The sequence below is a fragment of the Janthinobacterium sp. GW821-FHT03C10 genome (genome assembly GCF_059420865.1).
Genome location: NZ_JBWKUN010000011.1, coordinates 1 through 25,685, shown reverse-complemented (window position 1 = coordinate 25,685; position 25,685 = coordinate 1). Strand labels below are relative to the sequence as shown.

Sequence of the window (25,685 nt, the reverse complement as noted above, 5' to 3'; positions counted from 1 at the left end):
GCGGCTTCCAGCAGCATTGACAGGGAACAAGGTCCGGGACTGCAAAAGGTCATGAAAATGTCATAATTGGCGGCATGCCATCGGCGTGCATCGCTAGCCGAACAGCACGATGCCGCCCGGCAGCCGCGTCACGCGCGCGCCATACGCGTCCTGGATCAGGGCGATCACGTCATCGAGACGGTCGAGCGAAAAGCTCGCTTGCACGCGCGTGTGTTTCAAGGCGTCGCCATTGAGGATCAGCTTGCCGGGACGGTAGCGGTTCACCTCGTCCACCACCTCGGCCAGGGTGCTTTGTTTGAACACCAGCAGCCGGTGGCGCCACGCGCTGACGTCGCTCTTCGCCACCGCGCGGGCGATGCCGAAATGCTCGGGCCGGTAACGCAGCTGCTGGCCCGCCGCCAGCTCCGCATCGTTGCCGGCCTGCGCCACGCGCAGGCGGCCCGCCAGGCACGTCACGCACACTTCCTGGCCGAACAGGCGGATATTGAAGCGCGCGCTGCCGGCCGACACGCTGCCGTCGCCCGCCTGCACGCGCACCCGCGCCGCGCCGCGCAAGCCGGCCTGGAATTCCGCCTCTCCCGCCAGCAGCACCAGCGCCGCGGCGCCGTCCTGCAGGGGCGCCGCGTCGAGGCGCGTCTGCGTATTCATCTGCACCAGCACGCCGCCATCGAGCGCCACTTCGCGCTGCTCGCCCGTGCCCGTGGCATAGTCGGCGGCAAGACCCGCGACGGCCGGCCACAGGTCCGTCGGCGGGCGCAGCGCCAGCAAGCCCAGCGAGGCCGCCACGGCGCCGCCCAGCCAGGCGCGCCGCGCCGTATTCACCGGCGCCTGTGCCCGCTTGACGGCGCGCGCGGCCGGCGCCATGGCGCCCCACACGGCGCGCGCCTCGGCAAACGCCGTCGCATGCCTGCGGCTGCGCGCGCACCAGTGGCGAAACACTTGCGCATCGCGCTCGCTGACCTGGCCCGAGGCCAGGCGCACGACCCATGCCTGCGCTTCCTTCTGGATGACACCCATGTCGTCTTCCGCTTGTTCAATCATGATGTTTAGACGTTTTTCCCGCGCCGGGACCGAAGCGCTGGATGAAATCGCGTCCCATGCGTTCGCAGCAATGTTCCAGGCCGGCGCGCAATTCCTTCTCCACCGTGCGGGCGGAAATGCCGAAGCGCTCGGCGATGTCGCGGTGCGGCAACTGGTCGACGCGGGCGGCGATGACGATGGCGCGCCGGCGTTTCGGCAACTCCTGCAAGGCCCGTTCCAGTTCTTCCAGTTCGGCGCGCGCGCTGAAGGTGCGGGCCGGGTCGGCCAGCTCGTCGGCCATCTCGTACAGATCGTCGATATCGGGAAGGCTGAGCAGGCGCGCATTGTCACGGCGTTGATCTTCCGCAATGTTGATGGCGATGCGCATCAGATACGCGGACGGATAGCTGATCGCCTCGGGCGCGTTCATCCGCTCCACGCGCAAATACGTTTCATGCAGCGCGTCGTTGGCCAGGTCTTCCGAGCCCAGGCGGCGCTGCAGGTGGCGGCGAAACTGTCCGTAACGTTCCAGGAACAGCTTGCGCAAGGTGGTTTTGAGTAATTCCGGCATGCTCAGGGCGCTCCGGCCGGCAGATAGGGCGCGCAATCGGCATCCGGGTCGGGCCGCGGCGTCAACAGGATCGTCAGCGGCTGCGGCAAGCCCGCGGGCGGTGCGCCATCCATCAGCAGGCTGCGCAGGCGCTGCAGCACGGCGCGGTCGCGCTGCGCCACCCCGCTCGCTTCCAGCACGTGCACGGCGCGCACCTTGCCCCGCTCGTCGAGCCACAGCTGGAAGGCCAGGCGGTAGCGGCCGAAGGCGTCCGGATGCAGGCGGCACAGGGCGCGCGTGAGCGAACGCTGCAGGATGGCCGCATAGCCCTGCAGCGGCGGCGCGGCTGGGGCGGCCTGGGCCGGCACGAGCGCCGGCGCTGCCGGGGCGTCGGCCAGCGCCAGCAAGGTAAACGCATTGCTGCCGCTGAAGCGCGCGCCCAGTTGCGTGCCGGCCAGCAGGCGCTGCAGCGCCTCGGCCGGCGTGTAGTCGCCGCGCACGGGCGCCGCCACTCTGCCCGCCGCCAGTTCGCTGCTGACGAGCACGGAATAGCCGGTCACTTCGCCGAACGCCACCAGGGCCGCGTCGAGCGGCTGGGCGGGCAGGTCGAAGCGCACGGTGGCAGGCGCGCCCGCATCATTGCCGCCCGCGCCCGCCGCCGGCCGCATGAATGTCATCAATGTCATCAGCAAACAAGCGGACAGGGCCAGGGCGTTGCCTGTTGCGGTGCGGCGGTGAGTTCGTGTCATTTTCCAGGGAAATCAACGAGAGCCTGCTTATGAAGTGTCTTGACTGCAATGTTTCAAGCAGAATGGCAAGATGGTAGCTTCATAAAATGACAACTGCATGACATCGGTCACCTAGTTAGCGGGCTGGCGTGTCATCGCTGCGACACATGGCCTTGCTATGCTGGCCGCTTCCCCACCGCTCCGGGAGCCGCCATGGCACGCCTGTTATCGCTGTTGCTGTTGATCTGCGCCGCCCTGCCCGCACAGGCGGACGAGCACACCGTCGTCGTGAAGGCCGCCGCGCCGCCAAAGGGCTGCGTGGAGGTGGAAGCGAACGGCCGGCGCGCGCCATCGATGTCTTGCTTGAATGAAAAATTATTGCCGAATAGCAACACCATGAACGGGCCGCCGCCCGCCCTGTCCGGCGCCGAAGCGATCATGCAGCGTCCGTCGAACCAGCTGGGCCTGTACAACCGCGCCGCCCTCGAACACCGCATGGGCAATGCCTTTGGCAAATCCGTCACGCCGCAAAGGCCGCCAGCTCCCACGCCCGCCAGCCCGCTGCTGCCGGCTCGCTAGGCCGCTTGTCAACGCACAGTCCATTTGCGCTGTCAAGATTGCGCAATCGCGCCGATTGCGTATCATTCCAGGCTTGATCGCTCTGGAAACAACCATGCTGCCCACTATCGAACAACGCCTTGCCCTTGAACTTGCCGCCAAACCGGTGCAGGTTGCCGCCGCCATCGAACTGCTCGACGAAGGCGCCACCGTGCCCTTCATCGCCCGTTACCGCAAGGAAGCGACCGGCGGCCTCGACGATATCCAGCTGCGCCTGCTCGAAGAGCGCCTGCGCTACCTGCGCGAGCTGGAAGAGCGGCGCGCCGCCATCGTGGCGTCGATCACGGAACAGAACAAGATGACGCCCGAGCTGCTCGACGCCGTCATGCACGCGGAAGACAAGACGCGCCTGGAAGACCTGTATTTGCCATACAAACAGAAGCGCCGCACGAAGGCGCAGATCGCCATCGAAGCGGGCCTGATGCCGCTGGCCGACGGCTTGCTGGAAAACCCGGAACTGACGCCGGAAATGGAAGCGGGCAAGTTCCTGCGCGAGGCGTTTACGAGTGCCGACGGCAACAACCCGGGCGTGGCCGACACCAAGGCGGCCCTCGACGGCGCGCGCCAGATCCTGATGGAGCGCTTCGCCGAAGACGCGACCCTGCTGCAAACCTTGCGCGAATACGTGCAGGAACATGGCATCGTCGAATCGAAAGTGGTGGAAGGCAAGCAGGACGAAGGCGAGAAATTCGCCGATTATTTCGATTACTCGGAAACCATTTCGACAGTGCCATCGCACCGCGCGCTGGCCCTGCTGCGCGGCCGCCGCGAGGGCATCCTCGACGTCACCCTGCGCCTGGACACGGAAGCGGAAAAACCGAAATGGGATGCGCCGCACAACCCGTGCGAGGGCCGCATCGCCGCCCGCTTCGGCATCAAGCAGCAAGGCCGCCCGGCCGACAAGTGGCTGGCGGACACGGCGCGCTGGACCTGGCGCGTGAAAAGCTTCATGCACCTGGAAACGGAACTGATGGGCGCGCTGCGCGAACGCTCGGAACTCGACGCGATCAACGTCTTCGCCACCAATCTGAAAGCGCTGCTGCTGGCCGCGCCGGCCGGCCAGCGCGCCACCATGGGCCTCGATCCCGGCCTGCGCACGGGCGTCAAGGTGGCCGTGGTCGATGCCACCGGTAAAGTCGTCGACACGGCCGTGATCTACCCGCACCAGCCGAAGAACGACTGGGACGGTTCGCTGCATACCCTGGGCCGTCTTGCCGCCAAGCACAATGTGTCGCTGATTTCGATCGGCAACGGCACCGCCTCGCGCGAGACCGATAAACTGGCGCAGGATTTGATCAAGCAGCACCCGGAAGCGAAGATGACGAAGATCGTCGTCTCGGAAGCGGGCGCGTCGGTGTATTCGGCGTCCGAATTCGCCTCGAAGGAATTGCCGGACATGGATGTGTCGCTGCGCGGCGCCGTGTCGATCGCGCGCCGCCTGCAAGACCCGCTGGCCGAGCTGGTGAAAATCGACCCGAAATCGATCGGCGTGGGCCAGTACCAGCATGACGTGAGTCAAAGCCAGCTGGCCCGCTCGCTCGATGCCGTGGTGGAAGATTGCGTGAACGCCGTGGGCGTGGACGTCAACACGGCGTCCGCTCCCCTGCTTGCGCGCGTGTCCGGCCTGTCGGCCAGCGTGGCGCAAAGCATCGTCACCTACCGCGACATGAAGGGCGCGTTCACCTCGCGCGCGGCCTTGAAGGCCGTGCCGCGCCTGGGCGACAAGACCTACGAACAGGCGGCCGGCTTCTTGCGCGTGATGGGCGGAGAGAACCCGCTCGACGCCTCGGCCGTCCACCCGGAATCGTACCCGCTGGTGGAAAAGATTCTGGCGGACATCAAGAAGGATATCAAGGCCGTCATCGGCGAAACGGCCCTGCTGAAAACCCTCAGCCCGGCAAAATACGCGGATGAAACCTTCGGCGTGCCGACCATTACCGACATCTTGAAGGAACTGGAAAAGCCGGGCCGCGACCCGCGTCCGGAGTTCACCACCGCCACCTTCAAGGAAGGCGTGGAAGAAATCCGCGACTTGCGCCCGGACATGATTCTCGAGGGCGTGGTCACCAACGTGGCCGCCTTTGGCGCCTTCGTCGACATCGGCGTGCACCAGGATGGCCTCGTGCACATCTCCGCCCTGTCGAACACCTTCGTCAAGGACCCGCACACGGTGGTGAAAGCCGGGCAAGTGGTGCGCGTCAAAGTGCTGGAAGTCGACGAGAAGCGCAAGCGCATCGCGCTGACCATGCGCCTGACGGACAGCGCGCCGCAGGCGGGCAGCAAGCCCGAGCAGCGTGGCGACCGCAACGACCGCCGCAGCATGGCGCAGCACCAGTCGCAGTCGCGCAACGCACCGGAGCCGGCCGGCAGCATGGCCGCCGCGTTCGCCAAGCTGCGCGGTTAAGCTCGTGGCCGCCGGGCATGACCTCGTCATCCTGGCGGTGGACGCCGCCAGCCCGGATGCGCAGTTGCTGCTCGATGCGTTATCGGCAGCATTGCTGCGCATCAATGGCGACAGCGGCCGCTCTTCCTTCGATATCGAAGCGGCAACGCCGCGCGGCGGCTTTTACCTGGCCCGCGACGGCGCCGGAGAACTGCTCGGTTGCGCCGCCCTGCGCCCGCTGGGCGGGCCGGACAGTGCCATAGGCGAACTCAAGCGCATGTATGCGCGCCCCGACAGCACAGGCGTGGGCGCGGCCCTGCTGGCCCACGTGGAGGCGCAGGCGCGCCGGCATGGCTACCAGGCCCTGCACCTGTCCACCCGCGTGGCGAATGGCCGCGCGGTGGCGTTTTATGCCAAACACGGCTATGTGCCGGTCCTTGCCTGGGGCAAATACGTGGGCGCGGCACAATCGGCCTGCCTGGGCAAGACCCTATAAGCTTCAACGTGGCTGACTTGCCCGATTTATGACTTGAGCGCATACCCGTGCCGTCGTTTTCTTATAAAATGACGGCATCTATTTATTTACCCATCAGAGGCAGCTATGAGCGACGTACAAACCTGGATCAAAGAAACCGTGACGAACACGCCAGTCGTGCTGTTCATGAAGGGCACGGCCCAGTTCCCGCAGTGCGGCTTTTCCGGCCGCGCCATCCAGATCCTGAAAGCGTGCGGCGTGGAAAACATCGCCACCGTCAACGTGCTGGACGACCCGGAAGTTCGCCAGGGCATCAAGGATTACTCGAACTGGCCGACCATTCCGCAGCTGTATGTGAAAGGCGAGTTCATCGGTGGTTCCGATATCATGAATGAAATGTTTGAATCGGGCGAACTGAAGTCCCTGCTGGATGCCTGATAGCCAAACGCAGCGGCCGCGCCGTATCGTCGTGGCCATCACGGGCGCCACGGGCGCCGTGTATGGCTTGCGGCTGCTGCAATTGCTCGGCGCCATCCCCGGCGTCGAGACGCATCTGGTCTTGTCGGATGCCGCTGTTTTGACCCTGCACCAGGAAACGGGCGTGGGACGCAAGGACATCGAAGCGCAGGCGCACGTCGTGCACAAGCTGCGCGACATCGGCGCCTCGATCGCCAGCGGCTCGTTTCAATCGGATGGCATGGTCGTCGCACCGTGTTCGATGAAGACCTTGGCGGCCGTGGCGCATGGCTTGTCGGATAATCTGATCACGCGGGCCGCCGATGTGGTGCTCAAGGAGCGCCGGCGCCTGATCCTGATGGTGCGCGAAACGCCGTTCAACCTGGCGCACCTGCGCAATATGACGGCCGTGACCGAAATGGGCGGCATCATCTTCCCGCCCTTACCGAGCTTTTATCACCACCCGCAGAGCATCGCGGAGATGGTCGACCATACGGTGGCGAGGGTCATCGACCTGCTCGGCATCGAGCACGCCCTGGCACCGCGCTGGAATGGCTTGAAATCCACAACGTCTGGCGACACCCCTATCTTGTAGTTAGCGTCACGATGCCCGACAAAAGCGTAGCGAGCGGAAGGAAGAGGTGGTCAAGAAGCGCAACCGTACTCCAGCACGGTGAGCATCGCAGACTACCTATGCCGACGCGCAGCAGCTTTGGTCAGGCATCCCTCACCTCTTGTCGAACTGATGAGCACTGGCCTGCTTCAAATCCCTGGCTTCTTCAACCATCCTGCGGTGGGCGATCCGTTTGCGCATCACTTCCGCATGTTGCGCGGCAGTCATGGGGGGCACGGTCATCAAGTCCTTCAGCTGCGCGGTATTGCTGTAGTTACTTTTCATAAGACGGCTCAAATGCTCGGCTCCGTAGTGGATGAACTGGCTGCTTCTGATGTGATTATGCGCTGGTATTGGCCGCTGCGCCGCTGCGTACGGGATTATTGTCAAATAATCCCGTACGCAGCGCAACATGCGAGGTCTTATTGTGCGGCAAAATCATGTCTCCAGTATGACCTTGCGCAAATAAAAGGACAGGGGGAGCGCCGCCAGCGAAAGGCGGACGGCGCCGGCCGGGGAGGGCCTGGATGCTTACTTTTGGTAGTTGACTCTCACCAGCATGCGAATAAATTCTCGCGCGATTTGACGATGATGTTCATCTAATCTTTGCAAATCGGCAATTAATTTCACATCAGCGGACTCAAAACGCGATAAAGCGCTGCCCGCTTCGCCATTCGGCGTGGCGCTTTCCGGACCGCCAAAACGCAACCATTCCGCGGGAACGCCCAACCATTGGGCAATCATGCGCAATTTTTCTTGCGTGGGAATTGCTTCACCTACTAACCATTTCCTAGCTGCATGCACAGTAATCGGGCGTCCGTCGAAACGGATGTTGAATTCCCGGGCCAGTCTGGTCGGGCTGTCTGGAGAGTAATGGGCGTTTTTGAGAGCCAACTGAAGTCGCTGGCTGAAGCTTTCGCGTTCGTTAGAAGAATTCATAGGTGTACTATTTCATGTTGTAACATGAAAGTCAGTTTCTTGAATGACCATACAGATTGTTACATTTGAAAAGAGTATCAATTAACAATTAACACTCCGGCCGGGCTTTTCAGGTGAAAAAGTGGGCCGAATTTTCTCTTGTGATTCTGTGTGGCTTCGGGTCAAATTCGCGGCTAGCCTTGATTTTCGCACTGCAGCACGATTCAAAGCCTCGGTTTGGCATTACAACGTACGGTATCGGATAATGCCCTCCTCCACCGATACGCGCAATGCCCATGTCATACAATTTCTCGTAGACAAAGTTTTCAGAAGGGCCATTTTGTTTTCAATATAGAAACAACCTATACAACGTGCTCATAGTGAAAACGTTGTTTTTTGATCGTGCTTATTGGAAAGAATCTGCGCCAAAAAATTTTACTGCCATCGCAGCGAAAAGAATGTCGCCGTTATGCCAGGAAAGCTCTTTTTGGTGTCATCTTGGCCACCAACTCTCGATCTTAAGCGCGTTTGCGCAAGAAGAATCAATTTATTTTCAGTAATCGTTGCCTTATTCGCCAAACTCTCCTGCCCACGCCGCCTTTTTTCTTTGTTGCAGCACGGGCAGGGCACGCTACAATAGTATTGACGTTGACGTAAACGGCACTTTGCCACCACCTGCCTCGCCGCATCCCATCTGACGACCGACCACCCATGCAACCGACACCGCCCGCACCCTTGACGACCTATACCATTACCGAACTGGCGCGGGAATTCGACATCACGGCGCGCGCCATCCGTTTCTATGAAGACCAGGGCTTGCTCAGTCCGAAACGCGAAGGCGCAGGCGGCCGCAGCCGCGTCTACACGCCGCGCGACCGCACCCGCCTGAAGCTGACCCTGCGCGGCAAGCGCCTGGGCCTGGCCTTGTCGGAGATCAAGAGTCTGGTCGACATGTACGAGTCGCCGAAGGACACGCGCGCGCAGATGGACCGCTTCCTGGGCGTGCTGGCGCAGCACCGCCAGACCCTGGAGCAGCAGCGCATCGATATCGAAATGGCGCTGGCGGAAATCAGCGCGCATGAAGACGCGTGCGCGCGCATGCTGGCCGACTTGAATATTGATAAGGCGCAAACAACCTAGCAAGGCAAGCGGCGGACACCTGCCGCGCGCATCGCTTTACGTTTACGTAAACGTCACAACTGAGTATCATAGCTTCACTGACCCGGCCCCCATGACCGCCACACTTATAACGACGAGGACGACATGCTCCATCTTCCAGGCTTGACCTTTGACCACGGCGACGACATCGCCTCCCTGCGCGAAGCGATCCAACAATTTGCCGCCGCCGAAATCGCGCCGCGCGCGGCCGAGATCGACCGCACCGACCAGTTCCCCATGGACCTGTGGCGCAAGATGGGCGACATGGGCTTGCTCGGCATCACCGTCAGCGAAGAATACGGCGGCGCCGGCATGGGCTATCTGGCGCACATCGTCGCCATGGAAGAGATCTCGCGCGCCTCGGCCTCCATCGGCCTGTCCTACGGCGCCCACTCTAACCTGTGCGTCAACCAGATCAAGCGCAACGGCACGGCCGAGCAAAAGGCGAAATACCTGCCGAAACTGATCACGGGCGAACACATCGGCGCCCTGGCCATGTCGGAACCGAACGCGGGCTCGGACGTCGTCAGCATGAAGCTGCGCGCCGACTTCAAGGGCGACCGCTGGGTCTTGAACGGCACCAAGATGTGGATCACCAACGGTCCCGACGCGGACGTGCTGGTGGTGTACGCGAAGAACGACCTGGAAGCGGGTCCGCGCGGCATGACGGCGTTCCTGATCGAAAAGAATTTCAAGGGCTTTTCCATCGCGCAAAAGCTCGACAAGCTGGGCATGCGCGGTTCGCACACGGGTGAACTGGTGTTCCAGGATTGCGAAGTACCGGCCGAAAACGTGCTCGGCGGCCTGGGCAAGGGCGTCAACGTGCTGATGTCGGGCCTCGATTTCGAGCGCACCGTGCTGTCCGGCGGCCCGCTGGGCATCATGCAGGCCTGCATGGACCTGGTCGTGCCCTACGTACATGACCGCAAGCAATTCGGCCAGCCCATCGGCGAATTCCAGTTGATGCAGGGCAAGCTGGCCGATATGTATTCGACCATGATGGCGTGCAAGGCCTATGTCTACGCCGTGGGCCAGGCTTGCGACCGTGCCACCACGCCGGAAGCCGTGCGCCAGCTGCGCAAGGATGCGGCCGGCGCCATTCTGTATAGTGCAGAAAAGGCGACCTGGATGGCGGGCGAAGCGATCCAGGCCCTGGGCGGCAACGGCTACATCAACGAGTATCCGGCCGGCCGCCTGTGGCGCGATGCCAAGCTGTACGAAATCGGCGCCGGGACCAGCGAAATCCGCCGCATGCTGATAGGCCGCGAACTGTTTGCGGAAACCAAGTAAACAGGCGCGCGCGGGTATCGACTGGGTGATGAGCCATTTATGCGAGCACAGATATGACGCACATTGCCTTCCCCAAATTGCTCTCTTCCCAGATTGCATTCGATATCGCGCGCACCATCCGCGACGGCTTCGACAAGCATTACCGCCTGTTCCGCGCAACGAGCCAGCACGCCAAGCGGTATTTCGAGCAAGGCGCCTGGAGCGCGGCACAGACGGCGGCCCGCGAACGCATCGACTTCTATGACAAGCGCGTGCAGGAATGCGTGCAGATGCTCGAAGATGAGTACGAAGAGTCGGAGTTGAGCGACGAAGTATGGCGCGAACTCAAGCTGCACTACATCGGCATGCTGACGGAACACAAGCAGCCGGAACTGGCGGAAACCTTCTTCAATTCCGTCTGCTGTAACATCCTGCACCGCACGTATTTCAATAACGACTATATTTTCGTGCGCCCCGTCGTTTCCACGGAGTACATCGAAACGCAAGACCCCGCTCCTACTTACCGCGTGTATTACCCGGGCCAGGACGGCTTGCGCGACACCCTGACGCGCATGGTGAGCAATTTCCAGCTGGACTGCGCATTTGCCAACCTGGAGCGTGACGTGGCCCAGGTGGAAGCGCGCCTGCAGCAGCTGTTCGGCAGCGACCGGCTGGAACCGAACCACCAGCTCCAGGTCCTGACCAGTTTGTTCTACCGCAACAAGGGCGCCTACCTGGTCGGCAAGGCCATCAACGGCAACCGCGAATACCCGTTCGTCGTGCCCATCCTGCACAACCGGCACGGCAAGCTGGTGCTCGACACGGTGCTGTTCGAGCAGCAGCAGATCGCCGTGCTGTTTTCATTTACGCGCGCCTACTTCCTGGTGGATATGGAAGTGCCGTCCGCCTATGTGCAATTTCTCCGAAGTTTGCTCCCGCGCAAACCGCGCAGTGAAATTTATACGATACTGGGCTTGCAAAAACAGGGCAAGACCTTGTTTTACCGCGACTACCTGCAGCATTTAAAACATTCGTCGGATCATTTTGAAAGCGCGCCTGGCATTCGCGGCCTGGTCATGCTGGTGTTTGCCCTGCCGTCGTTTCCGTATGTCTTCAAGGTGATCAAGGATTTCTTTCCTCCTCCCAAGGAAACCACGCGCGCGCAAGTCCAGCAAAAGTATTTGCTGGTGAAACACCACGACCGCGTGGGCCGCATGGCCGACACGCTCGAGTATTCCAACGTGGCCTTTCCCCGCGCCCGCTTTGCCGCGGAATTGCTGGCCGAACTGAAACAGTTCGCCCCCTCGCTGATCGAGGAAGACCACGGGCAGATCATCATCCGCCACCTGTACATCGAGCGGCGCATGGTCCCGCTGAACATGTGGCTGAGCAATGCCGAGAAGGAAGGCCGCGACGACCTGGTGGAACACGCCATCGTCGAATACGGCAACGCCATCAAGGAGCTGGTGGCGGCGAATATTTTTCCTGGCGACATGCTGTATAAAAACTTTGGCGTGACACGTCATCAGCGTGTCGTTTTTTACGATTACGATGAAATCGAGTACATCACCGATTGCCAGTTCCGCGCCATCCCGCAAGCCCGCACGGAGGAGGAAGAAATGTCGGCCGAACCGTGGTATCCCATCGGCAAGCACGATGTGTTTCCCGAACAATTCGGCACCTTCCTGCTGGGTAATCCCCGCATCCGTAAATATTTCATGCAGCACCATGCCGACCTGCTGACGGCGCAATACTGGCAGGCGCGCAAGCAGCGCATCGAAGACGGCCATATCGAGGACGTCTTCCCGTATCCGCAGCACCTGCGTTTTTGTATGCAGTCACCCTCCCCACCCTTAACCGGAGATCCAACATGAATGATCCAGTCGTAATCGTCGGTGCCGCGCGCACCCCCATGGGCGCCTTCCAGGGCGATTTTGCCAACGTCACCGCCAGCGACCTGGGCGCCGTGGCCATCCGCGCCGCCGTCGAACGGGCCGGCGTGGCACCGGACGCCGTCGAGCACGTGTTTTTCGGCAATTGCCTGATGGCTGGCCAGGGCCAGGCGCCCGCGCGCCAGGCCTTGCGCAAGGCAGGCTTGCCCGATTCCACGGGCGCCGTGACCCTGTCGAAAATGTGCGGCTCGGCCATGCAGACGACCATGTTCGCGCATGACACCTTGCTCGCCGGCAGCGCCGACGTGGTGGTGGCGGGCGGCATGGAATCGATGACCAACGCCCCCTACCTGGTACCGAAGGCGCGCGGCGGCTACCGCATCGGCCACGGCATGATCTATGACCACATGATGATGGATGGCCTGGAAGACGCCTACAGCCGCGACGAAAAGGGCAATGCCCGCTCGATGGGCACGTTCGCCGAAGAGTGCGCCAGCCAGTACCAGTTCACGCGCGAAGCGCAGGATGCGTTTGCCATCGAATCCGTGAAGCGCGCGCAAGCGGCCACCAAGGATGGCAGTTTCGCATGGGAAATCGTACCCGTCACCGTTTCCGGCCGCGGCGGCGACACCATCGTCAGCATCGATGAGGGCCCGCAAAAAGCCCGCCTGGAAAAAATCCCGACCCTGAAGGCAGCGTTCAAGAAGGATGGCACCATCACGGCCGCCTCGTCTTCGTCGATCAACGATGGCGCGGCAGCCCTGGTGCTGATGCGCGAATCGACGGCGAAAAAGCTGGGCTGCACCGTCATCGCGAAAATCCACGGCCACGCCACGCATGCGCAAGCGCCGAACGAGTTCACCACGGCCCCCATCGGCGCCGTGAAGAAACTCTACGCCAAGACGGGCTGGAGCAGCAGCAATGTCGACTTGTTCGAGATCAATGAAGCGTTCGCCGCCGTGCCGATGGCCGCCATGCACGACCTCGACATTCCGCACAGCAAGATCAACATCCACGGCGGCGCCTGCGCGCTGGGCCACCCGATCGGCGCCTCGGGCGCGCGCATCATCGTCACCCTGCTGGGCGCCTTGAAGAAAACCGGCGGCAAGCGCGGCGTGGCGGCCCTGTGCATCGGCGGCGGCGAAGCGACGGCGATGGCGATCGAACTGGTATAAGCTCTTCCCGAGCACGGGCGCGCACCGCGGTTCACGGTGCGCGCCTTTCATTTTATTTTCAGGGAGAAAACATATGCCAACCGCATTGATCATCGGAGCCTCGCGCGGCATCGGCCACGAAATCGTCCGTCAGTACCGCCACGACGGCTGGCGAGTGATCGCCACGGCGCGCACGCCGGACGCCTGCGAGGCCCTCAAGCAACTGGGTGCGGAAGCGCACCAGCTCGACGTGACGGACGTGGAAGGCTGTGCCGGCCTGGGCTGGAAGCTCGACGATGAAAAGCTCGACGTGGCCATCCTCAACGCGGGCGTGTACGGCCCCCGCCATGACGGTTTCCCTGCGCAAGCCGATTTCGATCTCGTCATGCACACGAACGTGCTGGCGGCCATGCGCCTGCTGCCGATCCTGGCGCCGCTGGTGGCCAATGCCAAGGGCAAACTGGCCGTGCTGTCTTCGCACATGGGCTCCCTGAGCGAGCGGGGTAACCCCAGCGGCTCGCTGTACCGCGCCAGCAAGGCCGCCTTGAATTCCGTGCTGATCGATACCAGCCTCGTGCATGGCCCGCAAGGCGTCAGCTGCGTCGCTTTCCACCCGGGCTGGGTACGCACGGACATGGGCGGCGCCGGCGCCGATATTTCCCCGGAGAAAAGCGCAGCCGGCATCCGCGCCACGCTGGCCAGCCTGCCCGCCACGGACAAGGCCGTGTTCCGCAACTACGACGGCAAGCCCATCGCCTGGTAATTCACTGAATCCACCATAAAAACAAACGAGACGACGTCCCATGATACTCAATGAAGAACAATCGATGATCCAAGAAGCGCTGCGCAGTTTTTCGCGCGAGCGCCTGGCGCCCAATGCGGCCCGCTGGGACAAGGAACATCATTTCCCGAAAGAAGAACTACAGGAACTGGCCGCGCTGGGCGCCTTTGGCGTGGCCGTGCCGGAAGCGCTCGGTGGCGCCGGCCTCGACTACGTGTCCTTGGCCCTGGTGCTGGAAGAAATCGCCGCCGGCGATGGCGGCACCTCGACCATCATTTCCGTAAATAATTGCCCCGTGTGCAGCATCGCCATGATGTACGCCAACGATGCGCAAAAGCAACAATGGTTGCGTCCGCTGGCGCAAGGCACGATGCTCGGTGCATTTTGCCTGACGGAACCGCACACGGGCAGCGACGCCTCGGCCCTGCGCACGACGGCCACCCGCGACGGCAATGCGTACGTGATCAACGGCACCAAGCAGTTCATTACCAGCGGCAAGTATGCGGACGTGGCCATCGTCATGGCCGTCACCGACAAGGCGGCCGGCAAGCGCGGCATCAGCGCCTTCTGGGTGCCGACGAACACGCCAGGCTACATCGTGGCGGGACTGGAACAGAAGATGGGCCAGCATTCGTCGGACACGGCGCAGATCCTGTTCGAGAATTGCCGCATCCCGGCGGAAAATCTGATCGGCGAAGAGGGACAAGGCTACAAGATCGCCCTGTCCGGCCTGGAAGGCGGACGCATCGGCATCGCTTCGCAAGCCGTGGGCATGGCGCGCGCCGCGTATGAGGCAGCGCTGAGCTACGCGCGCGAACGGGAAAGTTTCGGCAAGCCCATCTATGAACACCAGGCCGTGCAATTCCGCCTGGCCGACATGGCCACGCAGATCGAAGCGGCGCGCCAGCTGATACGCCACGCGGCGGCCATGAAGGATGCGGGCTTGCCGTGTTTAAAAGAAGCGGCCATGGCCAAGCTGTTTGCGTCGGAAATGGCGGAAAAAGTGTGTTCGGACGCCATCCAGGTGCACGGCGGCTATGGTTATGTGTCCGATTTCCCCGTCGAGCGCATCTACCGCGACGTGCGCGTGTGCCAGATTTACGAGGGGACCAGCGATATCCAGAAAATCCTGATCGCCAGGGCCTTGTAAAAGTATTTGGAAGTAACAGTCTCGGCGCTTTTAGAAACCGTAGCGAGCAAGCCCGATATCGGATTGAGTAACGCAGCCGTACTTCGGTACGGCGAGTAACGCCGATTCGAGAGCGGGCTGCGCAGTAGGTTTATAAACGCGCCCACCAGACGAAAAAAAAGCCCGCTAGCGCGGGCTTCGTTCCAATGTATTACCAATGCTTTAATCGTGTCATGGACGCCAGTGCTATCTGCAAAGTGCCTCCTGATTTTCGGACTCCCATGCTATCTGCATGGTGACTCCAAGTGTAAAATCGACCATCGTATCCGGAATTACAAAATCCATTTCTTCGCACTGTCACGCCATCGACATTACACCTGTCGGTCGCCGCGCTGAAACTGGATGGTGAGATAATTTGCTGCCAAATCTCAATCACTGAACGGAGTATAGCACAGCTTTTTGTGCGGTGCAATAACGAATTGAAACCATTCGTTAAATCAAGTCCTTAGCGCCAGCGGCTTGTCTTCTTCGCCGCCACGGGCCACTCTTTCGTATTCGGAAATCACCTGTGCGCCCAGCAGCAGCAGGGTGGCGCCGATTTCCAGGCTGAACATGACGACGATGGCCGTCGTCATCGAGCCATACACGATATTGACCTGCGACAAGGTGGAAAAATACCAGACCAGCACATGGCGGGCGATTTCCCACAGCAGGGCCGCCGTCACGCCGCCGATCAGCGCATGCGTGATCGACAATCTTCCCACCGGCATAACCAGGTAAATCGAACTGAGCACGAGGATTTCGCCCGCCAGCCCCAGCAGATACAGCAGCACGCCGGACACGCCCTCCAGGCCCCAGTCGTGGCGCAGGAAGCGCACGCTTTCCTCGCCCATCACTTGCAGGCTGCCCGCCACCAGCGTGATGAGCAAGATGCCCACGCCCAGGCACAGGATGTAGCAATACGGCAGCACGGCGGAAATGAGGAAATGGCGGCGGCGGATGGCGACGCGGTGGACAAAGATCACGCTCATGGCGTTTTCCAGCACGGTAAACGCGAGGGAGCTGAAAAACAGCATGGTCAGCAGCAAGAGCCAGCCGATCACGCCCCGGTTATTGAGAAAATGCGCCACTTCCGCCACGATGGCCTTCGATTGTCCCGGCACCAGCCACTCCAGGTAATGGCCGATTGTTTGCAGCAATTCATCCTGCGCGATCACGTGCGACAGGGCCACCACCACCAGCATCAGCAAGGGCACGATGGACAGCAGCGAGTAATACGCGACGGCGCCCGCCAGCAGCAAGCCCTGGTTGGCGCGGAAACCCTTGAGCACCTGCAGCGCGAAGGCCAGCGGGTGGCTGAGGATATAGGTACTGGCGTGGCGGTTGATCATGTCGGGTGCGGTGAGGAAGGCGACGCGGCCTCGTGCCACGCCTTATCACACTAGCATACTGACAATCGCCCCGCTGCACCGTACGCTAGCAGACGGCCGGCTCCAGCAAGGTCAAGGTTTGCCGGTCCGCATCCAGGGTCGCCAATATGCCCATCGGTAGCGTGAACTGGTGGCGGATGTGGCCAAACGAGTAGCCGCTGACGGCCGGCATGCTCAAGGGCAGCAAATGCTGGTCCAGCGTGGCATCGAGGGTCAGCGCCGTATCGCCCTCGGCCGCCTCGCAATGCTCGAAGATGCCCAGCATCAGCGCCGCCGCGTGCTTGAAACCGATGGACAGGTCCAGCTGGCACAGCATCCTGTCGATGCGGTAGGGCACTTCATTGATCTCTTCGAGGAAAAGGATATGCTCGCGGAAATCGGCCGCATACGGCGTGCCGGCCAGCGCGCTGACCATGCACAGGTTGCCGCCCGTCAAGCGTCCCGTCGCCTGGCCGCCATGCACGGCGCGGATGGCGAAGTTCGGTTGCGTCTGCGCGCGGCGGTGGTTGTCCAGCGCCATCGGTATCGTGTAGCTGTCTTGCGGCGTCATCAACACATTGCGCAGCTGCGTCACCGTGTAGTCGGAAAACGTCGATGACGCCACGGGACCGTGGAAGGTCACCAGGCCCGTCTGGCTGGCGATGGCCAGGTGCAGGGCCGTGATGTCGGAATAGCCGATCAGCACTTTCGGATTGCGCTGGATCAAGGCGTAGTCGAGCAGCGCCAGCAGCGAAATGCAGCCGGAACCGCCACGGATGGCCCAGATCGCCTTGACCTCGGGATCGGCGAACGCCGCGTGCAGATCGTCGAGGCGCTGCCGCACCGTGCCCGCATAGTTGCCGTGCACGGCGCGGATATTCGCGCCCAGGCTGGCGCGCAAGCCCAGCGATTCGATGTTGCGCTGGGCCTTGGCGATGGCCTCTTCATCCGTAAAACCGCCCGGCGCGATGATGGCGACCAGGTCGCCGTCGCGCAGGCGCGCCGGCTTGATCAATGCGTGGTGCTGTTGCATGCGTTTGTCCTTCCCTTGCGCGGCCGCCGCCCACGCCGGTGTGCCTGCCGCCCCCACGGTGGCGGCCAGCAAGCCGCCGAAGCGGCGCCGGCTGAGATTGGTCTGACTGGACATGCGGCCCTTTCCTGGAATAAAAACGGCGACGCCAGGCGCCGCCGCACGAGGTTAGCATGCCGACGGGATCGCCGCCGGCATGACCGCCTTACATGAACTTGTACTTCAGCTGGAACGACAGCGAGCGGCCGCGCGGGTCGGCTACGCGCGGGTCCCAGCCGGCGCCCACCACTTCATCCACGTTGTGCGCGGTGAATGGGGGATCACGGTCGAACAGGTTCTGGATGCCCACGGTGATGGTGGTATTTTTGAAGCCCGTGTACGTGCCCGACAGGTTATACGTGGTGTAGCTGGACACGTCCGGCTTGAAGCCCGGCGGCGGCGACCCCTTGCCGCCATTCGGCAACTGGTCCTTGTAGCCCGACGAGAAACTCTGGATCAGCAAGCCGCTCCAGTCGCCGCGCGACACGCCAAAACTGGCGTTATGTTTCCAGCGCAAGTACAGGTCGCGCGTATAGAACTTGCCGACCAGTTCCTGGTATTCCTGGCCTTGATATTCCGCAAACTTGAAGCTGTCCATATACGTGCCGTCCAGGGTCGCCGTCCATTTCGCGTCCCGGATCTTGCCTTCGCCGCGCAAGCCCACGTCGAGGCCGCGCACGCGGCTGCCTGCCGCATTGATCCAGCCCGCCTGCACGTACTCGATGGTGCCGTCCGGATTGCGGTGGATGTACTGGTTCAGCGCCTGGTAATTGGCCAGCACGATCTGCGGCGTGCGGTTCAGGATGCGGTCCTTGGTGTTGATGGCCCAGTAGTCGAACGAGGCCGAATAGCCCTTGAACGGTTCGATGACAAAACCGACGCTGCCCTGCTTCGACGTTTCCGGCTTCAAATTCGTGTTGCCGCCCGTCTTGTAGTCGAGGCGGTCGATGGCGCAATATTCGGGCACGCCCGGATGCTTGGCGCAACCTTCCTGGTCGACCACGCCGTTCGGCAATTCCTGGCTCAGCGAACCAGAATACAGCTGCTGGAAGCTTGGCGCGAGGAAACCCTTGCTGGCCGAACCACGGAACAGCAGGAAGTCGGCCGGCTGATAGCGGAAGGCCACTTTCGGATTCGTCGTCGCGCCCACCAGGCTGTAATCGTCGCGGCGGATAGCCAGCTGCATTTCCAGGTCTTTCGTGACCGGCACCAGCAGCTCGGCATACACGGCCTTGACGGTACGGCTGGCATCTTTGAGTGCGGCATTGCCTGGCGACAGCAAAATCTGTGTGGCGTCGACGTCTTGCGCGAAACTGTAACCTTCGCGGCGCAAGTCGAAGCCGGCCGCCATGGCCAGCGCACCGGCCGGCAACTGGAACAGTTCGCCCGAAACGGAACCGTCGATCTGCGTCAGGGTCGTCTTGCCGTGCTGGAAGTCGCCACGGAACTTGGTCGATTCGATCAATTGCTTGGCCGCTTCCGTCTGGCTCTGACCGGCGCCTACCCACGGATTGATGATGCCCGTCGCCAAGGCTGCGTACAGCTTGTCCGTGTAGGAATAACCATCCGTCAGCTTGGTCTTGGTGCTGCTTTCGGCGCGCGAAATGCCGGCCTTGTAATCCCACTTGCCGAAGTTGCCTTCAAAGCCCACCAGCACGCGCGCATTGTCGGTGGTGTTTTCCTGCGTGCGGTTGCCCACGTCATTGGCGCGCCATTTGTAGGAAATCGGCTTGCTCTTGTCGAACGTGGGGATGTAGGCCGACAGATCCTGATAATACGCGCCACCGACCGGATACAGATTCTTGTTGGCGACAGTCGCCTGTACCTGCATCGGCGTCAGGATGGCCGTGGCCTTGGTGCGCGAACCGAGCACTTCGACAAACATGCGGTGGTCGGGCGCCAGCTGGAAGGTGCCGCGCGACAGCAGATTGGCCCGTTCGACAGGGAATTGCAGCACATAGTCAGCGCCATAGTCGTAGGCGCACGAATACTTTGTGCGCAGCGGCGAGGTCACGTCTTTCCACAGTTCCGTCTGGTATTGCGACATGCCGGCGATGGTGTCGCACTTGCCCTGGAAACTCAGCGGATTGGCTTGCAGGTATTTATTCGCATCGCCCGGCAGCTGGAACGACGTGCCCAGTGCCGTGCCGGTCCCCGCCATCTGGTTGGCGAACGGCGTGCCCGTGGTATCGGGCGACAGGCCGCGTTCCGGCTGGAAGCCGTTGACGAAGGAGCGGTCACGGCCATTGAGCTGTTGCGCTTTATCAACGGTCAGGCTGGCCATGATGTTGTAGCGGTCCGACTCCAGCGAACCCGTGCCTGCCAGCAGGGAAGCGCGGCGCGTGGCGCCGCCGCCGGCCTGCGTATCGTTGGTGGAGACGGACGCTTCCACGCCGCTGTAATTGGTTTTCAGAATGAAATTGATCACGCCGCCGATGGCGTCCGTGCCGTAGATGGCCGAGGCGCCATCCTTGAGGATTTCCACGCGAGAAATCGCGCCCAGCGGGATCGAGTTCAGGTCGACCGACTTGCCGCTGGCGCCGTGCGTGGCGATGCGGCGGCCGTTCAGCAGCACCAGGGTGCTCGATGGACCGAGGCCGCGCAGCGAGGCGAACGAGGCGCCGCCGCTGACCCTGTCCGCATCGGCGCCAAACACGTTATTGCCCGAAGTCATGTTATCGGCGCCCGTGCCGTTGGCCGACAGGGTGCGCACCAATTGCTCGGTCGTCGTGATGCCCTGTTTTTCGATCTGGTCAAAGGAGATGACCTGCACCGGCAGCGCACCTTCCTTGGCCACCCGCTTGATGCTGCTGCCCGTCACTTCGACCCGTTGCATCGCTGGCGCCGCCGCTTCCTGTGCCATCACCGGCCCCACTACCCCCATCAATGCCACCAACTGCGCTAGTTTCTTCAATTTCACTGGTCTCTCCTTGTTGGGCAATCGAAACTTGAGTTCTCAAGTCAGGCTGTTTTGTAAGGTCGCGGCGTCTGTCTCGCGGTACATTTTTTTATGACGCCAGCGCTTTACTTTATTTGTTTTCATTTTCAGAGTAGCGCGATGCATCCGGGCCCAGCCAATGAAAAATGCTTTCCTAACCATAACTTTTTGGAATGAATGCCCTTTTCAGTGACATGGTCACTTGCCTGCGGGGCTAGCCCTGCTTTTATCCACGTCCAGGTAGCGCCAGGACGTGAATTCCACGGGGTGACGCCTGTAGTTTTTTAGCCACGGTTGCTGCAGGTCGGCAGAGATGGGATGCGTCAGCAACACCCACGGCGTGTAGGCGTGGATCAGCTGAAACAGGTCGAAGTACAGACTGCGTCGGCGCGGCGTATCGGATAGCAGGCGCGCCTCCTCATAGCGTTTATTGTAATCGGGCAAGTTGAAGCGGGCATAGTTGGCGCGGCCGACGTTGCCGCCATACAACAATTGCATAAAGTTATCGCCATCGGGGAAGTCCGCGATCCAGTTGGTCTCGAACATCTGCACCTTGCCCAGGCGCGAGGCCTTGATGATTTCCGTCTTCTTGTCGCTTTTGAATTCCACGCGCAGGCCGATGGCGTTCAGGTTGCGCCGCCACAATTCATCGCGCAGCCGCCCCACCGTGCTCGGCTCCGTATGCATGGTCAACATCAAGGGCGTGCCGTCCGGCTGCGTGCGAAAGCCGTCGGGCCCCGCCTTGTAGCCGAAGCGGTCCAGCAGGGCGCACGCCAGCACCGGATCGTAGCCGACGGGGCTGCGGTAATGCTTGTCGTAGCCGAGCACATTCGGCGGCAGCGGCGACTGCGCCGGCAAGGCCAGGCCTTTCTTTAATAACGCGATGTCTTCGCGGCTGTTGTAGCTGAGGGCAATGGCGCGCCGCAGGGCCAGCTTGTCCTTGCTCATGCCGCCCAACACGGGATCGTCCATGTTCATCCACATGTAATACGTCTGCAGCACGGGAAAGCGCGTCAGCTGCAAGCCCTTGGCGGCCAGCGCCGGTTTCAAGGCGCCGTTTTCCAGCACCATGTCCGTCATCGATTCCGGCACTTGTTCCAGGTAATCGAATTCGCCTTTCAGGAATCCCAGCATGCGCGATTGATATTCCTCGACGATGCGCACCTCGATGCGCTCGACCAGCGGTAATTGCCTGCCTTCCAGCGCGGCGGCGATGGCGCGCGCGTCGGCCGGCAAGGCTGCCAGCGCCTTGGTTTCCGTATGAAACACGGTAGGACGGAAAGTCGGGTTGGCTTGCAGCACGATCTTGTCGCTGCGTTTCCACTCCTTCACCAGGAACGGTCCCGTGCCCACGGGGTGGTTGCCGATCTGTCCCGGCGCCGCATACGCTTCGGCCACTTCGCGCGCCACCACGGCGGTCGCCGGCATGGCCAGGTAAAACAGGAAGTTCGGGTCGATGGCGTTGAGGCGGATGCGCAGGGTGTATTTGTCCAGCGCCTGCAAGCCGGCGATCGGCGTGTCGTAGCTGAATTTGGCTTTCAGGGCCGCGTCGCCCACCAGCTTGTCTTCCAGCAAGAACAGCCACGGCGACTTCAGGCTGGGGTCATACAGCCGCGTCAGGCTGTACACATAATCCTGCGCCGTCACTTCGCGCGGCCGGCCCTTGAAGGCGGGATCGGGGGTGAAGAAAATGCCGGGCTGCAAATGAAAGAGATACGTGCGGCCGCCATCTTCCACGCTCGGCAAGCCGCGTGCCGTATTGCCCTGCAGCTGCACCGGGCGCGCCAGGTAGTCGTAGCGCAGCAAGGGATCGAAGATGTTTTCCATCAAATTCAGGCTGGCCAGGTCCGACGCCACGGCCGGGTCCAGGCCCGTCTCGCTGGTACTGAGGAACAGGTGCAGGGTCTTGTTTGCGCGGGCATCGGTGGCGGCATCGGCGGGCGCGGTAAATAGCGTCAACAGGGCCAGGCCGGCGGCGCAGGCGGTTTTGCGTAAAAACATCATCAGTGATCCAGTGCAGACAAGGGTAACGAACAGCGATAAGCGACGGGCATCCCCCACACTACGCGGGCAAGCTATGGGGCGCCAATGAAAACAGGCTGCCAGCTTATAACTTTTTGGCATGCGATTGCTGCATTCTTTCATCAACTCGTATCGGGCTGCCTCTATACTTTGCTTGCAGCACCTTTTCACCTCCCCGAAATACAGAACTGATCGCATATGGCACTTAATTACATCTGGTCCGGCTTTTTCCTCGTTGGCTTCCTGGCCGCAGTGCTGCAGTGGCTGTTTCTCGGCGATACCGATATCTTCAAGCGCATCATCGACGGCACGTTCGAAACGGCGCGCATGGGCGTGATGGATATCGCCCTGCCGCTGGCGGGCGTGATGACCTTGTGGCTCGGCATCATGAACATCGGTGAAAAGGCGGGCATCGTCGGCTGGCTGGCGAAAGTCATCGCACCGTTCTTTTCGCGCATCTTCCCGGAAATTCCGAAAGACCATCCGGCCACGGGCCACATGGTGATGAATTTCTCGGCCAATCTGCTGGGCCTGGACAATGCGGCCACGCCCTTCGGCCTGAAAGCCATGGAAAGCCTGCAAACCTTGAATCCGAACAAGGAAGAGGCGACGAATGCGCAAATCATGTTTTTGGTGCTGCACACCTCGGGCCTGACCCTGATTCCGCTGGCCATCATGGCGCAGCGCTCGATCCTCGGCGCGGCCGACCCGTCCGACATCTTTATCCCGTGCATGATCGCCACCTATGTCGCCACCATGGTCGGCATCATCACGGTGTCCATCAAGCAACGCATCAACTTGCTCAACCGCGTCGTGCTGGGATGGATGGGCGGCATGACGAGCGCCATCGTCGCCATGATCTGGTACTTCACGCAATACCTGACGAAGCAGGAAATCGAGCTGGTGTCCAAGGTGGTCAGCAACCTGGTGTTGATCAGCGTCATCGCCATCTTCATCATCGGTGCCCTGCGCAAGAAGGTGAACGTGTATGACGCCTTCATCGAAGGGGCGAAGGGCGGCATCCAGACCTCGATCACCGTGATTCCCTACCTGGTCGGCATGCTGGTGGCCATCAGCGTGATCCGCAACGCGGGCGTGTTCAATTTCCTGATGAGCGGCATGAACTGGTTCTTCGCCAACCTGGGCATCAATACGGACTTCGTGCCCGCCCTGCCGACGGCCATGATGAAGCCGCTCAGCGGCTCCGGCTCGAAAGCCATGATGATCGACGCCATGAACACCTACGGCGTCGACTCCTTCGTCGGCCGCCTGGCCTGCGTCTTCCAGGGGTCGGCCGACACCACCTTCTATATCGTGGCCCTGTACTTCGGCTCGGTGGGCATCCGCAAGACGCGCTATGCCATCACGGCCGGCCTGATCGCCGATCTGGCCGGCGTGATCACGGCCGTCTTCGTTGCCTACGTCTTTTTCCACTAAGGAGAGCCATGTTCCGTCCCGTCCTCATCGCCGCCTTGCTGGCTGGCATCGGCTTGTCGAATGCACAGGCGCAATTGCCCGAATCCGTCAGCCTGCTGCTGCGCAGCGCGAATATTCCCGAAGACGCCATGGGCGCCATCGTCTTGCGCGGCAACACCACCGTGCTGTCGCATGGGGCCGAGCGCAGCATGCAACCCGCATCCACCATGAAGCTGGTGACGACGGCCGTGGGCCTGGAGCAGCTGGGCCCCATCTTCCGCGGCCGCACGGAACTGCGCACCAGCGCCGACGTCATCAATGGCGTGCTGAAGGGCGACCTGATCCTGCGCGGCGGCGCCGACACGGATTTCAACGCGGACGTGCTGGAACACATGCTGCAAACCCTGCGCAACCAGGGCATCGTGAAAATCAAGGGCGATCTGATCCTCGACCGCCAGTTGTTCCAGCCGGCACGGCCCGATATCGGCGCGCCACCGTTCGACGAATCGGCCGAGTTCCGCTACAACGTCATCCCCGATGCGTTATTGCTGAACACCAATTTGCTCGATATCAATATGAACTCGACGGACCGGCAATTGAGCATCCTCATGCAGCCGCCGCTCGAGAATGTCAGCATCAGCAGCGACATGAAACTGGTCAAGGGCAGTTGCGCCAGGTGGGAAGATGGCTGGCGTCCGCCAGAATACCGGCGCGATGCCAGCGGCAAACTGCAAGTGATACTGCACGGTACTTTCCCGCAAAATTGCAGCAAGGCCACCAGCATCAATGTGCTTGATCGCAACGATTATGCGGACCGGCTGTTCCGTGCGACCTGGAAACGCCTGGGCGGCACGATCACGGGCACGGTGCGCGAAGCGCCGTTGACAGGCTTGCCGCCGACGGCCGAACCCGTCGGCACGCGCATGCTGGCCGACCACGTGGCGCGCGCCTTGCCGGAAGTCTTACGCGATATCAACAAAACCTCCGACAACACCCTCGCCCGCACCCTGTTCCTCAGCCTGGGCAGTTTGCAAAGCGATGGCTGGCTGGGCAGCCGTCCCGTCGCCATGGCGGCGCCGGAAGACACGGCCAACCGGGCGCGGCAAGTGATCCAGGAGTGGTTCCAGCGGCACCATATCGACACCCAGGGCATGCTGATCGACAACGGTTCCGGTTTGTCGCGCACGGGACGCATTGCGCCAGCGCAAATGGCCGGTGTCTTGCAGGCGATGCAGCAAAGCCCATGGGCGCCCGAGTTCCAGTCCAGCCTGCCCATCGTCGCGCTGGACGGCACCATGCGCAAGCGCCTGCTGAACAGCCCGGCCGCCGCGCGCGCCCGCATCAAGACGGGGACATTAAAGAATGTGGTGGCCATCGCCGGCTATGTGCCCGATGCGAATAATCAACAGTGCGTGGTGGTCGCCATGATCAATAGCGACCTGGTGGGCAATGGCAACGGCCGCGCCGCCGTCGATGCGCTGATCGAGTGGGTGGCCAGAAGCGGCGTCGCGCCGGTGGTGGCTGGTCAATAAAAGGGAAGCAAAGACAGATAGGCAGCGCGCAGCGCTGCCTTTTTTTCGCCTGCTGAACAGCCGGGGGCAGTCCCCCCACACACTGAGCGTCGGTCGGCGGATCGGCGTAGGTCGGCGTAGGTCGGCTTAGCGCAGCGTAAGCCGACAGCACCAGC

The 25,685-nt window shown here is 61.9% G+C and carries 22 protein-coding genes; 13 read left to right on the top strand and 9 right to left on the bottom strand.

Annotated elements, in window-relative coordinates; translation table 11 throughout:
• Positions 1 to 93: 93 nt before the first annotated feature.
• The 3 genes from AC07VH_RS27355 to AC07VH_RS27345 are packed head-to-tail and all read right to left on the bottom strand — an operon-like array spanning position 94 to position 2,319.
• Positions 94 to 1,041, bottom strand: coding sequence for a FecR family protein (locus AC07VH_RS27355; protein ID WP_489629402.1), 948 nt, complete (start codon positions 1,039 to 1,041; stop codon positions 94 to 96).
• On the bottom strand, positions 1,034 to 1,591 hold the full coding sequence (locus AC07VH_RS27350) for an RNA polymerase sigma factor (protein WP_035823145.1): 558 nt from the start codon (positions 1,589 to 1,591) through the stop codon (positions 1,034 to 1,036). Before AC07VH_RS27350 ends, AC07VH_RS27355 begins: the two co-directional genes overlap by 8 nt.
• A gap of 2 nt (positions 1,592 to 1,593) precedes the next feature.
• Complete coding sequence (locus tag AC07VH_RS27345; protein WP_494788886.1) at positions 1,594 to 2,319, bottom strand: secretin and TonB N-terminal domain-containing protein; 726 nt, start codon at positions 2,317 to 2,319, stop codon at positions 1,594 to 1,596.
• 192 nt (positions 2,320 to 2,511) lie between these two features.
• Between AC07VH_RS27345 and AC07VH_RS27340 the strand changes: the two genes are divergently transcribed.
• The 5 genes from AC07VH_RS27340 (at position 2,512) to AC07VH_RS27320 (ending at position 6,825) form a co-directional block, all read left to right on the top strand.
• A complete protein-coding gene (locus AC07VH_RS27340) occupies positions 2,512 to 2,877 on the top strand; it encodes a hypothetical protein (RefSeq protein ID WP_475416720.1) in 366 nt (121 codons plus the stop codon).
• Positions 2,878 to 2,971: 94 nt separating this feature from the next.
• The gene (locus AC07VH_RS27335) at positions 2,972 to 5,320 is read left to right on the top strand and encodes a Tex family protein (protein ID WP_326459539.1); all 2,349 of its coding nucleotides are present in this window, start codon (positions 2,972 to 2,974) and stop codon (positions 5,318 to 5,320) included.
• A 4-nt stretch (positions 5,321 to 5,324) separates the two neighbouring features.
• Entirely contained in the window at positions 5,325 to 5,795 is a 471-nt protein-coding gene (locus AC07VH_RS27330) for a GNAT family N-acetyltransferase (protein WP_475416721.1), read from the top strand.
• A gap of 105 nt (positions 5,796 to 5,900) precedes the next feature.
• Positions 5,901 to 6,212: a Grx4 family monothiol glutaredoxin gene (grxD, locus tag AC07VH_RS27325; protein ID WP_034753766.1), complete on the top strand. Its 312-nt coding sequence runs from the start codon at positions 5,901 to 5,903 to the stop codon at positions 6,210 to 6,212.
• Positions 6,205 to 6,825 (top strand): UbiX family flavin prenyltransferase, encoded by a 621-nt coding sequence (locus AC07VH_RS27320; RefSeq protein ID WP_475416722.1) that lies wholly within the window; start codon positions 6,205 to 6,207, stop codon positions 6,823 to 6,825. Before grxD ends, AC07VH_RS27320 begins: the two co-directional genes overlap by 8 nt.
• 132 nt (positions 6,826 to 6,957) lie before the next feature.
• Here the strand turns inward: AC07VH_RS27320 and AC07VH_RS27315 are convergent, their stop codons facing one another.
• Positions 6,958 to 7,128, bottom strand: a complete 171-nt coding sequence (locus AC07VH_RS27315) for a hypothetical protein (protein WP_426089499.1) — start codon at positions 7,126 to 7,128, stop codon at positions 6,958 to 6,960.
• Positions 7,129 to 7,374: 246 nt separating this feature from the next.
• Entirely contained in the window at positions 7,375 to 7,782 is a 408-nt protein-coding gene (locus tag AC07VH_RS27310) for a hypothetical protein (RefSeq protein ID WP_034753756.1), read from the bottom strand.
• 714 nt (positions 7,783 to 8,496) lie between these two features.
• Here AC07VH_RS27310 and AC07VH_RS27305 point away from each other — a divergent pair.
• From AC07VH_RS27305 to AC07VH_RS27280, 6 genes are all read left to right on the top strand, one after another.
• A complete protein-coding gene (locus AC07VH_RS27305; RefSeq protein WP_489630736.1) occupies positions 8,497 to 8,901 on the top strand; it encodes a MerR family transcriptional regulator in 405 nt (134 codons plus the stop codon).
• A gap of 123 nt (positions 8,902 to 9,024) precedes the next feature.
• Positions 9,025 to 10,209 carry an isovaleryl-CoA dehydrogenase gene (locus AC07VH_RS27300; RefSeq protein WP_489629399.1) on the top strand — a complete coding sequence of 395 codons (1,185 nt, stop codon included), beginning with the start codon at positions 9,025 to 9,027 and terminating at the stop codon, positions 10,207 to 10,209.
• Between the two features lie 53 nt (positions 10,210 to 10,262).
• Positions 10,263 to 12,062: a bifunctional isocitrate dehydrogenase kinase/phosphatase gene (gene aceK, locus AC07VH_RS27295; RefSeq protein WP_489629398.1), complete on the top strand. Its 1,800-nt coding sequence runs from the start codon at positions 10,263 to 10,265 to the stop codon at positions 12,060 to 12,062.
• Complete coding sequence (locus AC07VH_RS27290) at positions 12,059 to 13,255, top strand: acetyl-CoA C-acyltransferase (protein ID WP_489629397.1); 1,197 nt, start codon at positions 12,059 to 12,061, stop codon at positions 13,253 to 13,255. The genes aceK and AC07VH_RS27290 overlap by 4 nt, the downstream gene beginning before the upstream one ends.
• Positions 13,256 to 13,328: 73 nt before the next feature.
• On the top strand, positions 13,329 to 13,997 hold the full coding sequence (locus tag AC07VH_RS27285) for an SDR family oxidoreductase (RefSeq protein WP_494788885.1): 669 nt from the start codon (positions 13,329 to 13,331) through the stop codon (positions 13,995 to 13,997).
• 40 nt (positions 13,998 to 14,037) lie between these two features.
• Positions 14,038 to 15,165, top strand: coding sequence for an acyl-CoA dehydrogenase family protein (locus AC07VH_RS27280; RefSeq protein WP_475416726.1), 1,128 nt, complete (start codon positions 14,038 to 14,040; stop codon positions 15,163 to 15,165).
• A 476-nt stretch (positions 15,166 to 15,641) separates the two neighbouring features.
• Here the strand turns inward: AC07VH_RS27280 and AC07VH_RS27275 are convergent, their stop codons facing one another.
• From AC07VH_RS27275 to AC07VH_RS27260, 4 genes are all read right to left on the bottom strand, one after another.
• Positions 15,642 to 16,535, bottom strand: coding sequence for a YihY/virulence factor BrkB family protein (locus AC07VH_RS27275; protein ID WP_494788970.1), 894 nt, complete (start codon positions 16,533 to 16,535; stop codon positions 15,642 to 15,644).
• 85 nt (positions 16,536 to 16,620) lie between these two features.
• Positions 16,621 to 17,700: a S66 peptidase family protein gene (locus AC07VH_RS27270; RefSeq protein WP_489629395.1), complete on the bottom strand. Its 1,080-nt coding sequence runs from the start codon at positions 17,698 to 17,700 to the stop codon at positions 16,621 to 16,623.
• Positions 17,701 to 17,788: 88 nt separating this feature from the next.
• Complete coding sequence (locus tag AC07VH_RS27265; protein WP_494788884.1) at positions 17,789 to 20,542, bottom strand: TonB-dependent receptor; 2,754 nt, start codon at positions 20,540 to 20,542, stop codon at positions 17,789 to 17,791.
• A 216-nt stretch (positions 20,543 to 20,758) separates the two neighbouring features.
• Positions 20,759 to 22,561: an ABC transporter substrate-binding protein gene (locus AC07VH_RS27260; protein WP_494788969.1), complete on the bottom strand. Its 1,803-nt coding sequence runs from the start codon at positions 22,559 to 22,561 to the stop codon at positions 20,759 to 20,761.
• 219 nt (positions 22,562 to 22,780) lie between these two features.
• On the opposite strand from AC07VH_RS27260, the gene AC07VH_RS27255 reads away from it, so the two are divergent.
• Positions 22,781 to 24,019 (top strand): nucleoside recognition domain-containing protein, encoded by a 1,239-nt coding sequence (locus AC07VH_RS27255; RefSeq protein ID WP_034753725.1) that lies wholly within the window; start codon positions 22,781 to 22,783, stop codon positions 24,017 to 24,019.
• 8 nt (positions 24,020 to 24,027) lie between these two features.
• Positions 24,028 to 25,530, top strand: a complete 1,503-nt coding sequence (gene dacB / locus AC07VH_RS27250) for a D-alanyl-D-alanine carboxypeptidase/D-alanyl-D-alanine endopeptidase (RefSeq protein ID WP_494788883.1) — start codon at positions 24,028 to 24,030, stop codon at positions 25,528 to 25,530.
• Positions 25,531 to 25,685 lie beyond the last annotated feature (155 nt).

What these genes read in the sequence shown, in the direction of transcription:
- AC07VH_RS27335 (WP_326459539.1), top strand. Translation starts at nt 2,972, where the DNA reads ATGCTGCCCACTATCGAACAACGCCTTGCCCTTGAACTTGCCGCCAAA.
- dacB (WP_494788883.1), top strand. Translation starts at nt 24,028, where the DNA reads ATGTTCCGTCCCGTCCTCATCGCCGCCTTGCTGGCTGGCATCGGCTTG.
- AC07VH_RS27320 (WP_475416722.1), top strand. Translation starts at nt 6,205, where the DNA reads ATGCCTGATAGCCAAACGCAGCGGCCGCGCCGTATCGTCGTGGCCATC.
- AC07VH_RS27285 (WP_494788885.1), top strand. Translation starts at nt 13,329, where the DNA reads ATGCCAACCGCATTGATCATCGGAGCCTCGCGCGGCATCGGCCACGAA.
- AC07VH_RS27290 (WP_489629397.1), top strand. Translation starts at nt 12,059, where the DNA reads ATGAATGATCCAGTCGTAATCGTCGGTGCCGCGCGCACCCCCATGGGC.
- AC07VH_RS27255 (WP_034753725.1), top strand. Translation starts at nt 22,781, where the DNA reads ATGGCACTTAATTACATCTGGTCCGGCTTTTTCCTCGTTGGCTTCCTG.
- aceK (WP_489629398.1), top strand. Translation starts at nt 10,263, where the DNA reads ATGACGCACATTGCCTTCCCCAAATTGCTCTCTTCCCAGATTGCATTC.
- AC07VH_RS27355 (WP_489629402.1), bottom strand. Translation starts at nt 1,041, where the DNA reads ATGATTGAACAAGCGGAAGACGACATGGGTGTCATCCAGAAGGAAGCG.
- AC07VH_RS27345 (WP_494788886.1), bottom strand. Translation starts at nt 2,319, where the DNA reads ATGACACGAACTCACCGCCGCACCGCAACAGGCAACGCCCTGGCCCTG.
- AC07VH_RS27300 (WP_489629399.1), top strand. Translation starts at nt 9,025, where the DNA reads ATGCTCCATCTTCCAGGCTTGACCTTTGACCACGGCGACGACATCGCC.
- grxD (WP_034753766.1), top strand. Translation starts at nt 5,901, where the DNA reads ATGAGCGACGTACAAACCTGGATCAAAGAAACCGTGACGAACACGCCA.
- AC07VH_RS27315 (WP_426089499.1), bottom strand. Translation starts at nt 7,128, where the DNA reads ATGAAAAGTAACTACAGCAATACCGCGCAGCTGAAGGACTTGATGACC.
- AC07VH_RS27340 (WP_475416720.1), top strand. Translation starts at nt 2,512, where the DNA reads ATGGCACGCCTGTTATCGCTGTTGCTGTTGATCTGCGCCGCCCTGCCC.
- AC07VH_RS27260 (WP_494788969.1), bottom strand. Translation starts at nt 22,561, where the DNA reads ATGTTTTTACGCAAAACCGCCTGCGCCGCCGGCCTGGCCCTGTTGACG.
- AC07VH_RS27350 (WP_035823145.1), bottom strand. Translation starts at nt 1,591, where the DNA reads ATGCCGGAATTACTCAAAACCACCTTGCGCAAGCTGTTCCTGGAACGT.
- AC07VH_RS27310 (WP_034753756.1), bottom strand. Translation starts at nt 7,782, where the DNA reads ATGAATTCTTCTAACGAACGCGAAAGCTTCAGCCAGCGACTTCAGTTG.
- AC07VH_RS27270 (WP_489629395.1), bottom strand. Translation starts at nt 17,700, where the DNA reads ATGTCCAGTCAGACCAATCTCAGCCGGCGCCGCTTCGGCGGCTTGCTG.
- AC07VH_RS27275 (WP_494788970.1), bottom strand. Translation starts at nt 16,535, where the DNA reads ATGATCAACCGCCACGCCAGTACCTATATCCTCAGCCACCCGCTGGCC.
- AC07VH_RS27280 (WP_475416726.1), top strand. Translation starts at nt 14,038, where the DNA reads ATGATACTCAATGAAGAACAATCGATGATCCAAGAAGCGCTGCGCAGT.